Genomic DNA, 11877 nt, shown 5'->3' on the forward strand with positions numbered 1-11877 from the left:
GTGACGCTGACGGAGCAGGAGCTCACCTTCCTGCAGTCGATGTTCGACCTCGCCCGCGCCGGTGACGCGGACGGGCTGGCCGAGGCGGTCGACGCGGGGATCCCGGTGAACCTCACCAACTCCTCCGGCGACTCCCTGCTGATCCTCGCCGCCTACCACTGCCACGCGGACACCGTGGCGGCGTTGCTGGAGCGGGGCGCCGACACCGGGCGCGTCAACGACCGGGGCCAGACAGCGCTCGGAGCGGCGGTCTTCCGCCGCTCCGAGCGGATCGTCGCGCTGTTGCTGGACGCCGGCGCGGACCCCGCCCTCGGGCCCAGGTCCGCGCTCGACGTGGCCCGCTACTTCGAGCTGACGCCGATGCTGGAGCTGCTCACCGCGCCCCGGTGAGCCTCACGCGCCGGCATCGGCGGTCCGGCCGGGTTCGCCTCGGCGAGCCCTGACGGGCGTCTCCACTAGTTCGGCGTCGGTGTGCTGGGAGTCCTCGCGCAGTGGCGCGAGCCTCTCAGCCACACCGGGAACCGTCCCGTAGAGCCGTTCCACCCCGACGGCGACGTCCGGCCACGAGTGGCGGGCGTTCACCCTGTCGACGGCGGCGATCCCGCAGGCCGTCCGCAGCGTCTCGTCGTCGAGCACCTCTCGCAGCGCCCTGACCAGCTGCTTCATCCCGCCCGGCGGGACCAGGACCCCGGTCACGTCGTCGATCACGGCGTCGGTGAGTCCGCCGACGGCGCTCGCGACGACCGGCGCGCCACACGCCATCGCCTCCAGCACCAACGGGCTCCACGACGTGCGGCGCGGTACGCACGCCACCACGTCCGCCGAACGCAACAACGCCGGCATGTCCTGCCGTGCGACCGGGCCCACCAGGTGGGTCCGCTTCTCCACCCCGTGCCTGCGCGCCCACTGCGCGAGCCGGCTCGCGGCCGCACCCGCCACCACCAGCTCCACGTCCGGCAGCCGCGGCAGGGCCGCGACCAGGTCGGCGACGCCGTTGTCCGACAGGGGATCCACCGCCGTGACCACCCGGCGCAGCTTCGTGCGCCTGGCCACGACACCCAGCGGCTGGAACAGGCCGGTGTCGACCCCGCGTGCCACGACCTTGATCCGCGGCCGCGGCACACCGACGGCGGCGAGGTCGAGCATCTCCTCCTCCGCGCTCGCGATGACGAGCGCGGATTCCTTGCCCACCAGGCGTTCTACCCCGTTGCGGTCGGTGGGGGCGACACCGTGGAACGACTGCACGACCGGCACGCCCGAGCGTTGCGCGGCCAGCAGTGCCGCGAGGCCGGACGGCAGGAAGTGGGCGTGCACCAGATCCGGTTTCTCCCGTTCCCACGCCGCGCGCAGGGCGTCGACGTGATCGCCCAGGTGCAGCTCGTCGCCGCCGGCACGCGGGGCAGGCACCCGGTGGCGGGGGCCGTGGACGGTCACCTGGTGACCCCGGCGCGTGAGTGCCTGCGCGAGGCTCGCGACGTGCGCCGCTCCCCAGCCGGGCGCGTCGTCCACCAGCACCATCGCGATCTTCATGAGCTTTCGGTCAACAGGAAGCACAACAGAACCCCCGTCCGCACGGCATGACTGTGACGAAGGGCTACAGGCTTAACCCGGCTTCGAACGTAACTCGTGCGCGCGGGGGCTGCATGACGAGTCGGCCCCGGGCGAACTGGGAGTCGCCGAGCGGCGAGCGCTACCGCCGCTCGTTGAGGATTCGCGTCTGCTCGCGCAGGACGGCGATCGTGCGCGTCACCCAGTCCCCGATGACGGCCTGCTCGGCGGGTGTGTAGCGCTCGGTCAGCCCGGCCATCGCCTCGGCCAGGCCGGAGAAGGCGTCTCCGAACGCACCGGGCACCGCGGTGATCACCAGCCGGCGGCGGTCCTCGGGGTCGGGCTCGCGCCGGGCCAGTCCTGCCCGCGCGAGCCGGTCGACCACGCCCGTGACCGCGCCGGGGGTCAGTCCGATCTCCTTGGCCAGCTCCCCCGCGGACACCGATCCGGCGCCCATGATCACGGCGAGCGCGCGCTGGTCGACCGCTGTCACGCCGAGGGTCGCGCCCACTGCCTCGTGGAACGCCACGACGGCGGTGCTGAGCTCACGTCCGGCATCTCGATCTTCCACGCCGGTCACTTTACCTCGCACGATATTTCAGTATGCTGAACTAAATTGTTCAGTCGACTGAAGTGTTCAGGGGGATCCGATGAGTGAGCTGAAGCTGGCGCTCGAGGTGCCGAGATGGACGTGGCAGTGCTACACGCGCCACCTCGGGCTGGTGGTGGGGCTGTCGCTGATCGCCTCGGCCCAGCGGCTGGTCGTCGTGAACTGGACGGGCGAGATCGACCCCGCGCTCGCGACGGCGTCCGAGGTCGTGGTGGTGGCGGCCCGCGTCCTGCTCGTCGTGCTGGTGTGGCGGATCGCCATGGCCGGTCGCACGATGCGCTCCGGGCGCGAGTTCGTGCGGCGGCACTGGGGCAGCCTGCTGTGGCAGGTCGTCTTCCTGGGTGCGGCGTTCGCCGTGTTCGAGGTGGTCGCCGAGCACCTGGTGTCGGCGCTGCTGCCGCCCTCGGCCCGGCAGACCTACCTGGCGGTGCTGCTGTTCGTGAAGAACCCCACGGTCATCGGGCTGACGTTCGTCTGGATGATCGGGGTCATCCGCCAGGTGTTCTCCGCGGAGGTCACGTCAGATCGGCCAGCCGTTCCACGTCGGTGACCTTCCCGGCGACGATGAGCACGTCGCCGCGTTCGATCACGGTCTCGGCGGTGGCGTAGGTGAAGCCCTGGCCCAGGCGTTTGACGCCGACGACGGTGACACCGTACTTGCCGCGCAGCTTGCTCTGGCCGAGCGGCTTGCCGATCGCCTCCTTCGGCGGCCGGGCCTTGATCATGGCGTAGTCGTCCTCGAACTCGATGTAGTCCAGCATCTTGCCGGTGACGACGTGCGCCACGCGTTCGCCCATCTCGTGCTCGGGCAGCACGACGTGGTGGGCGCCGATGCGTTCGAGGATGCGGCCGTGCTCGCGGCTGATCGCCTTGGCCCAGATGTTGGTGATGCCGAAGTCGACCAGCACGGCGGTGGTCAGGATGCTGGCCTCGAGGTTGGTGCCGATGCCGACGACCGCGCGCTCGAACTCGTCGACACCGAGCTGGCGCATGACCTCGGCGTCGGTGGTGTCGGCGACGACGGCGTGCGTGAGGTCGTCGGCGTAGCGCTGGACCAGCTTCGGGTCCGAGTCGATCGCCATGACCTCGACGCCCTGCGAGACCAGTTCGAGCGCGAGCGAGCTGCCGAAGCGGCCCAGCCCGAGCACGACTACGCGGTGTTCCTGCCTATCCGACAATGGGTCGCTCCTCGGGTAGTTCGTAGCGCCGCCGGCGTTCCCGCAGGGCCAGGGCCGACACCAGGGTGATCGGCCCGACCCTGCCGATGAACATCAGCACGATGACGACCAGCTGTCCCGTGACGGACAGGTCTGCGGTGATGCCACTGGACAGGCCGACGCCACCGAACGCCGCCGTGGTCTCGAACAGGACGTCGTCCAGCCGGAACGAGCTCGTGGCCAGCAGGACGAGCGTCGCCGCCATCACGACACCCACCCCCAGCAACGCGACCGTGACGGCCTGGCGCTGCACCTCGGCGCTGATCCGGCGGCCCATGACGTGCACGCTGGGCTCCGCGCGGACCTCCGCCAGCAACACGTACGCGAGCAACGCGAACGTCGTCACCTTGATGCCGCCGGTGGTCCCGGCGCTGCCGCCGCCGATGAACATCAGCACGTCCCCGGCGAGCATCGTGGCGGGCTGCAGCTGCGCGACGTCGACGGTGTTGAACCCGGCCGTGCCGAACATGACGCCGTGGAACAGCCCCACGAGCACCTTGTCACCGAAGCCGAAGGGCCCCAGCGTGCCCGCGCGCCCCCACTCGACGACCAGCACCACCAGCGTCCCGAACGCCATCAGCCCCAGGTACACGGGCACCGTGATCCTGGTGTGCAACGACCACCGCTTCCGGCGGCGGCGCCGCAGCAGCTCGAACAGCACGGGGAACCCGAGTCCACCGAGGACCGCGACCACGACGATCGGCAGGCACACCCAGGGATCCGTCGCGTACCGCACGAGGCTGTCCGGGTAGAGCGCCAGACCGACGCTGTTGAACGACGACACCGAGTGGAACACCCCGGAGTACAGCGCCCGCCCGAACGGCTCCCCGTACCCGAGCCAGAACCGCAGGGCCAGCACCACCGCCCCGACCGCCTCCACCACCAGGCTGATCGCGACCACCCCGGCCACGACCGCGCGCACCTGCCCGAGGTTCAGCGTGTTCGTCTCAGTCTTCACCGTGAGCTGCAGGTGCAGCCCCAGCTTGTGCGAGACCAGCAGCGCCAGCACCGACGTGAGCGTCATGATGCCGAACCCGCCCACCTGCCACAGCACCAGCAGCACGACCTCGCCGAAGGTCGACCAGTGCGACCCGGTGTCCACCACCGCGAGACCGGTCCCGCTGATGCCCGAGGCGGCGGTGAACAGCGCGTCCATGAACCCGGTCATCCGCCCCGACTCAGCCGACATCGGCAGCATGAGCAGCGCCGTGCCGGCCGCGGTGGCCGCCAGGAAGGCGAGTACGACGAGGCGGGCGGGGTGCCGCCACCCGGTGATCACCGCGCCAGCCTAGATCGTCCTGTCCGGACTCGTCCGGTCAACGTCCCAGACCGGGCGAACCGGGCAACGGCAGGCGCCTGACGTGGGCACTGGAACAGCAGACCCCGCACAACGCCAAGGCGCGGCCCCACCGAAACCCCGGCGAGACCGCGCCCCTGCCTACCGGCTACCGACCGGCGGCCTGCCGGTCCAACTGCTCGCGGACGCTGCGCGGCCGCATGTCCGTCCAGTGCTCGTTCACGTAGTCGAGGCAGGCCTGCCGGGTGTCCTCGCCGTGGACCACGGTCCACCCGTCGGGCACGGTGGCCAGCGTCGCCGGCCAGAGGGCGTGCTGGTCCTCGGCGTTGACCACCACGAAGAAGCGGCCGTCCTCGTCGTCAAAAGGGCTCGTGCGCATCGGGAATTCCTGACTAGTAGATGGTGCGGTCGTCGGCGGTGCGGCGGTGTGCGCGCGACTTGCGGAGGTCGCGGGCGATGTTCAGGCGCGTGAGCCAGCGGTCGGTGCCGTCGAAGCGGGCCGTGAACGGCTCACGGCCGTGGGTGCCGCGGTAGTTGTCGAGGAACAGGACCTCGCCGGGCTTCAACGCGTAACCGGTGATGGCGGCGTCGATGGCCTTGACGATGGTGTCGAGTGCGGCGGCTGCCTCGGGGTCGGAGGCCGGGACCTCCATGAAGTACGGGTCGAGGCGCAGGTACGGGTCCTCCTGCGGGCCGAACAGGACGGCGATGGGCTCGGGGTTGACGTCCAGGCCGGAGATCCACTCGTAGCTGCGGTCGCGCAGGCGGCGCAGTTGCTCGTCGCCGTCGTCGTTCTGGCGGTTGGCGGCGAGGTGGGAGCGGTCCGGGCGGATCGGGAAGCGTTCCTGGCGCAGGACTTCCACCACGTCGTCGGGCAGCGAGACGCCGTCCAACGAGCCGTAGGTGGTGTTGACGCCGTCGGGGTTGCGCAGGCACATGAGGCCCACGTAGTCCGTGCGCATCGGGTGGAACGCGTCCTCGATGTGCCACGTCAGCAGCTCCTCGCTGCCGGAGCCGAGCTGCTCGTACTGGTGCTCCTTGATGGGAAACACGTCGTGCAGCAGCCGGCCGTCCTGCTGGGTGGACCACGCGATCGGGTCGCCCAGCAGGGACGCGCACAGGTAGAAGAACAGGTCCTCCGCCAGCGTGGGCCTGCCCGCGCCGCCGCAGTCCTTCCAGTGCGCGGGCGTCGGGCCGATGGCGTCGTCGTCGATCTTGTAGCCGCCGATGACGCACAGCGGGTGCGGCTCGGTCAGGCGGAACTCCAGCAGGCCCGCGCGGAGGGCGCGGGGCAGTTCGTGCGCGATGACCGTGGCCTCGCGGACGAACGCGGGGTCCTCCACCGTGCCGTACCTCGACGCCAGTGAGGCGACCAGGGCGTCGGCCTCGGCGACGTCGGATGCGGACAGGTCAATTCTGAACACGGGCCTTCTCCCCCACTAGTGCGAGCGTTTCGAGGCCTCGGGCGAACGAGGCGGCGGGACCGCCGTAACCCAGCCGGACGCGGGTCGGGTCCCCGAAGCACGTCCCCGGGACGAGGAGCGTGCGGTGTTCTCGGGCCAGTTCGTGGCAGAAATCGGTGGTGTCGGTCTGGCCGAGCAGCCGCGGGAACGTCGTGACGCCGCCCATCGGCTCCGGCAGGTCGACGAGGTCCGGGTGCTCGGCGGCCCAGGACCGCAGCAGCGCCAGGTTCTTCCGCGCGTTGTCCATGCGCGGCCCCACCAGCAGATCGGCCTTCTGGGCGACCCGCGTGGCGAGGAGCTCCACCAACGGCGAGAGGTGCAACGTCATGCGGTCGCGCAGGTCGAGCGTGCCGCGCAGGACGTCCTCGGGCCCGATGGCCCAGCCGACCCGCAGCCCCGGCAGGCCGTAGCCCTTCGACAGCGTGCCGATCGAGATCGCCTTGTCGTAGTCGTGCACCGGGTCGACCAGCGGCTCGCCCTCCACGACCATCTCGCGGAAGGCCTGGTCCCACACCAGGTACGCGCCGGCCTCGCGGCAGATCTCGACGAATTCGTCGCGCTGCTCCGGCGTGAGCGACGCGCCCGTCGGGTTGTGCGGGAAGTTCACGACGACGGCCTTGGCGCCGTCGACCACCGCGCGCAGGTCGTCCAGGTCAGGGCGGAAGCCGTTCTCCGGCCGCAGCGGCCACACCCGCAGATCGCACCCCATGGACCGGGCGATCGACGTGTGCGTGTGGTAGGTCGGCTCGGTCACGACCACGGCGTCCGAGGGGTCGAGCAACGTGCTCAGCACGAGGTAGATCGCCTCGCTGCCGCCGTGCGTGACCATGACCTTGTCGGGGTCACCGGTCCCCCACTGCCGCGCGATGGCAGTGCGCACTTCCTCGCTGCCGAACGACGTGCTGTCGCGGAACACCACGGAGTCGAGCTCGTCGGTGCTGATGCCGAGCATCGCCCGCAGGTCGGCGAGCGAGTAGTCCTCGACCCCGCTGCTGCCGATGTCGTCGTCCACCGCGAAGTAGTACAGACGCATCCAGTCCTCGAGAGGTGCTGGTTCGAACTTCATCAGGACGGCTCCTTTCAGCGGTAGGCCGAGGACTGCAGGTCGTACAGCTCGGCGTAGAGGTCGGGGTGGGCCATGAGTTCGGCGTGGCTGCCCACCTCGCGGATGCGGCCGCCGTCGAGCACGACGATCAGGTCCGCCATGCGCACGGTCGAGAACCGGTGCGACACGAGGAGAGTCACGGTTCCCCGCGACTTGCCCTCACGAGCGGCCTCGGCGAACCGTTCGAACAACGCGTGCTCGGTCTGCGGGTCGAGTGCCGCGGTCGGTTCGTCGAACACCGCCAGCAACGGGTCGGTGCGCAGCAGGCCGCGGGCGAGCGCCAGCTTCTGCCACTGCCCGCCGGACAGCTCGACACCGCCGTCCCACTCCCGGCCCAGCTGCGTGTCGAGGCCGTGCGGCAGACCGTCCACAACGGACGTCGCCCCGGCCCTCGCGAGAGCCCCCTGCAGCGCGGCGTTGTCGTTGATCGAGCTGGTCTGCGCCACACCGATCGCCTCACGGGCGGGCAGCCGCAGCTCCACGAAGTCCTGGAACGCACCGGTGAGGCGCGAACGCCAGTCCGGAACGGGGAAACGGCGCAGGTCGACGCCGTCGACCTGGATCTCGCCCTCGTCCGGCTCGTAGAAGTCGCACAACAGCTTCACGAGCGTCGACTTGCCCGCGCCGTTCTCGCCCACCAGCGCCACCACGGAGCCCGCCGGCAGGTGCAGCGAGACACCGTCGAGGACGGTCCGCTCACTGCCCGGGTAGCGGTAGGTGACGTCGACGAGGTCGATGCCGTGGTTCAGCGACGCGGGCGGCGCGACCGGTTCGTCGGGCTGCTTGGCGGCGGAGGCGGCGAACCGCTCGAGCCACAGGTAGCGCTTGGCCTGCTTGAGGCACCACAGGAAGTCGCCGCTGTAACCGACGGACGTGGCGACGACCGCGGCCATCTCGATGGTCAGGCCCACCACCATCACGACGTCACCGGGAGTCGCGCGACCGTCGACGGCGAGCCAGACCACCAGTGCGATGGCACCGAAGAACCCCGCCGCGTTGATCACGGCGTCGATGCTCTTCAACGCCGCCCCGCGCCAGGCGGCCCGGTTGCGGGTGTCGAGCACCTCGTCGGACACGGCGTGGTGCCGGCGGACGAGTTCCCTGGTGAGCCCGAAGATCCGCAGCTCCTTGCCCGCACCGGCGGTCGTGCCGATGTCGAACAGGTGGCGGCGCAGCCGCTCGGGTTCGCCGGTGTCCTCCTGGGCGTCGACCGCGAGGTCGTTGGCCCGGCTGGTGATCCACAGCGAGATGAACGCCAGCAGTGCCAGGGAGATCAGCGCCGGGTGGACGTCCGCGAGCAGCAACGCCGTCGTGCCGAAGCCGACGATCGCGCTGATCAGACCGGCCGTCGCGTTGGTCATCTCGGCGAGGCTCTCGCGCTCCTCGCGCAGGAGCTGGATCTGGTCCAGGTACTTCGGGTTCTCGTGCGGCGCGAGGCTGCCGATCCCGCCGAGCAGGCGCATCAACGTCCTGTCCGACAACGCTTGCGTGCGTTCCAACACTGCGAACACGCAGTGGGCGTTGTAGTACTGGGCGACGATGAGCAACCCGGTCGCGGCGGCGATGCCGAACCCGGCGGTGAGCGCCTGCTCCAGGTTCCCGTCCTTGGCGGCGTCGACGAGCTTGCCCGCGCTGTAGGCGATCAGCGGGCCGGTGAGCGCGAGCGCGATCTCCGTGACGATCTGGAAGACCGCGTGCCAGCGCGCCGCGCGGAACCCGAAGCTGATGGTGGTGAGGAAGGCCTTCCAGGTGTCACGCATCGGTGCCTCCCACCGGCTGGAAGCGCTCCGCCTGCAGGCGGAACAGGTGGGCGTAGCGGCCGTCGAGCTCCATCAGCTCGTCGTGGCCACCGGCCTCGACGGCCTGCCCCTCGGACACGACCACGATCCGGTCCGCGCGCCGCACGGTGGAGAAGCGGTGCGAGATGATGATCGTGGTGAGGCCCTGGGTGAGGTCCAGGAACCGTTCGTACAGCTCGGCTTCCGCGCGCACGTCGAGCGCCGCGGCGGGCTCGTCGAGCACGAGGACCTTGGCGCCCGCCTCGACGGCGAACATCGCACGCGCCAGCGCGACGCGCTGCCACTGCCCGCCGGAGAGGTCCACGCCGTCGCTGTAGGCCTGCGACAGCACGGTGTCCCAGCCGTTCGGCAACGACTCGATCAGGTCGCCGATCCCGGCTCGTTCGGCGGCGCGGCGCAGCATGTCCTCGTCGCCCGCGTGCTCGGGAGCGCCGAGACCGATGTTGTCGCGCACCGGCAGGTGGTAGCGGGTGAAGTCCTGGAACAGCACGGCGACGCGGCCGCGCCACTCCTCCGGGTCGAGGCTCGCGAGGTCGGCGCCGTCGACGGTGATCTTGCCGCCGGTGGGCTCGTAGAACCCGGCCAGCAGCTTCACCAGCGACGTCTTGCCCGCGCCGTTGTCCCCGACGATCGCCAGCGACCGCCCGGCGGGGATGACGAGATCCAGTCCTCTGTGGACGTCCCGGTCACCGCCGGGATAGCGGAAGTGCACGCCCTCGTAGCGGATCTCCTGCGCCGGCACGTCCGCGCCGACCGGGAGCCCGGACTGGGGAGGTCCGCTGTCCGCGAGCCGCTTCTCCAGGGAGAGCAGCTTCGGCACGGTGACGGCGGCGTTGGACAGGTACAGGTGCTCGTCGCCGACCGCGTACTCGTTCGCGTTGGCCAGGGCCTCCACGAACACCGCGAGAGCGGCGAGCGTCAGGTCGCCCTTCACCGCCGCGTAGGCCAGCAGGCCGTACGACAGCACGTTGATGACCATGATCGCGGACGCGGAACCGAGCACCATGCCGGCCCTCGGGCGCCGTGCCTTGCGGATCGGCCCGATCCCCGCCGCCCACAACGTGTCGAACCGCGTGACGAGCCAGTCGAGCACACCCCACAGCCGCACCTCCTTGGCGGGCGGCGGGTCGAGCGCGAGGTCCCTGACGTACTCGGCCTGGCGGAGCTGGGCGCTCTGCCCGAAGCCCTCCTCGCCGACGCGCAGGTAGTCGCGCTGCATCCGGTAGACGATGATCGGCCAGACCACGAGCCACAGCGCGCCGAGCCACCAGTGGAACCAGGTGAGCACGGCCGCCGAGCCGACGGCCCGCAGCCACGACGTGAGCACCTCCGGCAGGGCCTCGACGGTCTGGCCGGGCCGGTGCGCGCTCATGCCGAGGCCGCGCACGATGCGGACCTCGTCGATGACGTCGGAGTCCTCGAGGTGGGAGATGCCCCGCGGCCTGCCCAGCGCGGTGAGCACGACCTCCTGCAGGTATCTGTCGACGTCGCGCCCGAGCGTCGACACGGCGGCCCGCAGCAGCGGCGACGTGAGGCGCTCCAGGAGGATCGCGACCGCGACGGCGATCAGCAGGCTGCCGACCCGGTCGGCGGCCGCCGAGCCGGCACCGTCCCTGGTGGCGTCGGGGATGGCGCCGATGAGCAGTCCGGTGAGGACGGCGATCCCGATGGGCAGGACGGCGCCCACCACCACGCCACCCGCCAGGAGCACCGTGCGCGGCCGGCTGACCCTGGGCAGGACCCGGAGGACGGCGATGATGCCCTTGGCGGTGGGCGGGAGGCTGTGGAGCGGGTTCGGCATGACTTCCGTATCCGTCAGATGAGGCGGGCGGTCGCCGAGGCGCGCCGCTCGTGGGACTTCCGCAGGTCGGTCGTGATGCTGACCCGCTTGAGCCAGCGGTCCGTGCCGTCGTAACGGGCCTGGAACGCCTGCCTGCCGTGCGCGAGGCGGTGGTTGTTGATGATCAGCACGTCACCGGGCGTCAGGGCGACGTCCAGGCAGGACGCCTCCAGGAGGTCGCTGACGGCCTGCAGCGCCCTGCGCGCCGCCGGGTCCTTCGGGATCTCCATGAAGTACGGGTCGATGCGGATGTACGGGTGCTCGCGCGACCCGTAGAGCACCGCGACGCGGTTGTCGTCGGCCTTCATGTCGTCGATCTCGGAGAACTCGGCGTCGACGCCCTTGGTGACGTTGTGCTTCGCCAGGTGCGAGTCGTCCGGCCGGATGAGGAAGTTCGGCTCGTGCAGCAGCGTGAGTACGTCGGCGTCGAGCGACCGCAGGTCCGGCTCCGACACGATCGTCGCGACCTGGTCGGGGTTGCGCAGGCACTCCAGCAGCAGGTAGTCCGCGCGCCACGGGTGGAACGCGTCCTCGGTGTGCAGCGTGAGCGTGTCGGTGCTGCCGATGCCCATCTGCTCGGTCTCGAAGCCCTGGATGGGGAAGATGTCGTGCACGAGCCGGGCGTCCTGCTGGGTCTTCCAGCCGAACGGCTCACCGAGCAGGGACCCGTGCAGCAGCAGGAGGATCTCCTCGGCGAACTCCGGGGTCGGCACCGGCCGGCCGCGCCAGTGCTCCGGCGTCGGGCCGATGCGCGCGTCGTCGATGTTGTGGCCGCGGACCACGGCGTAGCCCAGCTCGTCCTCGAGCGCGAAGTCGCGCAGGAAGCGGCGCTGGCCCACGGGCAGTTCGGCGGCGAGCAACGGCAGGTCGCGCAGCAGCTGCTCGTCCGCCGGGCCCGAGTACTCCTTGGCGAGGCGCAGCGTCAGGTTCTCGGCCTCCGCGGCCTCTTCCGACGACAGGGTGTAGATCCGTTTGGGCGTGGACAAGGACTGCTCCCC

The 11877-nt window shown here is 70.7% G+C and carries 12 protein-coding genes; 2 read left to right on the forward strand and 10 right to left on the reverse strand.

Annotation, left to right across the window (positions count from 1 at the left end):
• Positions 1-390 carry an ankyrin repeat domain-containing protein gene (locus IE307_RS17290; RefSeq protein ID WP_229904786.1) on the forward strand — a complete coding sequence of 130 codons (390 nt, stop codon included), beginning with the start codon at positions 1-3 and terminating at the stop codon, positions 388-390.
• Positions 391-393: 3 nt separating this feature from the next.
• Here IE307_RS17290 and IE307_RS17295 read toward each other — a convergent pair whose 3' ends face one another.
• Both IE307_RS17295 and IE307_RS17300 read right to left on the reverse strand, forming a co-directional pair.
• Positions 394-1530, reverse strand: coding sequence for a glycosyltransferase (locus IE307_RS17295; protein ID WP_191298950.1), 1137 nt, complete (start codon positions 1528-1530; stop codon positions 394-396).
• A 160-nt stretch (positions 1531-1690) separates the two neighbouring features.
• Entirely contained in the window at positions 1691-2119 is a 429-nt protein-coding gene (locus IE307_RS17300) for a MarR family winged helix-turn-helix transcriptional regulator (protein ID WP_191298951.1), read from the reverse strand.
• A gap of 79 nt (positions 2120-2198) precedes the next feature.
• Between IE307_RS17300 and IE307_RS17305 the strand changes: the two genes are divergently transcribed.
• A complete protein-coding gene (locus tag IE307_RS17305; RefSeq protein WP_191298952.1) occupies positions 2199-2708 on the forward strand; it encodes a hypothetical protein in 510 nt (169 codons plus the stop codon).
• Here IE307_RS17305 and IE307_RS17310 read toward each other — a convergent pair.
• From IE307_RS17310 to gntD (IE307_RS17345), 8 genes are all read right to left on the reverse strand, one after another.
• Positions 2674-3336 carry a potassium channel family protein gene (locus IE307_RS17310; RefSeq protein WP_191298953.1) on the reverse strand — a complete coding sequence of 221 codons (663 nt, stop codon included), beginning with the start codon at positions 3334-3336 and terminating at the stop codon, positions 2674-2676. The genes IE307_RS17305 and IE307_RS17310 overlap by 35 nt on opposite strands.
• Entirely contained in the window at positions 3326-4654 is a 1329-nt protein-coding gene (locus IE307_RS17315; RefSeq protein WP_229904787.1) for a TrkH family potassium uptake protein, read from the reverse strand. Before IE307_RS17315 ends, IE307_RS17310 begins: the two co-directional genes overlap by 11 nt.
• A 166-nt stretch (positions 4655-4820) precedes the next feature.
• Positions 4821-5051 (reverse strand): MbtH family protein, encoded by a 231-nt coding sequence (locus IE307_RS17320; protein ID WP_191298954.1) that lies wholly within the window; start codon positions 5049-5051, stop codon positions 4821-4823.
• A gap of 13 nt (positions 5052-5064) precedes the next feature.
• Entirely contained in the window at positions 5065-6096 is a 1032-nt protein-coding gene (gntD, locus tag IE307_RS17325; protein ID WP_229904788.1) for a guanitoxin biosynthesis L-enduracididine beta-hydroxylase GntD, read from the reverse strand.
• On the reverse strand, positions 6083-7201 hold the full coding sequence (gene vioD / locus IE307_RS17330) for a capreomycidine synthase (protein ID WP_191298955.1): 1119 nt from the start codon (positions 7199-7201) through the stop codon (positions 6083-6085). Before vioD ends, gntD (IE307_RS17325) begins: the two co-directional genes overlap by 14 nt.
• Positions 7202-7215: 14 nt before the next feature.
• Positions 7216-9000, reverse strand: coding sequence for an ABC transporter ATP-binding protein (locus tag IE307_RS17335; protein ID WP_191298956.1), 1785 nt, complete (start codon positions 8998-9000; stop codon positions 7216-7218).
• Positions 8993-10840, reverse strand: coding sequence for an ABC transporter ATP-binding protein (locus tag IE307_RS17340; RefSeq protein ID WP_191298957.1), 1848 nt, complete (start codon positions 10838-10840; stop codon positions 8993-8995). The genes IE307_RS17335 and IE307_RS17340 overlap by 8 nt, the downstream gene beginning before the upstream one ends.
• 14 nt (positions 10841-10854) lie before the next feature.
• Positions 10855-11865 carry a guanitoxin biosynthesis L-enduracididine beta-hydroxylase GntD gene (gene gntD / locus IE307_RS17345; RefSeq protein WP_229904789.1) on the reverse strand — a complete coding sequence of 337 codons (1011 nt, stop codon included), beginning with the start codon at positions 11863-11865 and terminating at the stop codon, positions 10855-10857.
• Between the last annotated feature and the right edge of the window lie 12 nt (positions 11866-11877).

Source organism: Lentzea cavernae, from assembly GCF_014653695.1.
Classification (GTDB): domain Bacteria; phylum Actinomycetota; class Actinomycetes; order Mycobacteriales; family Pseudonocardiaceae; genus Lentzea; species Lentzea cavernae.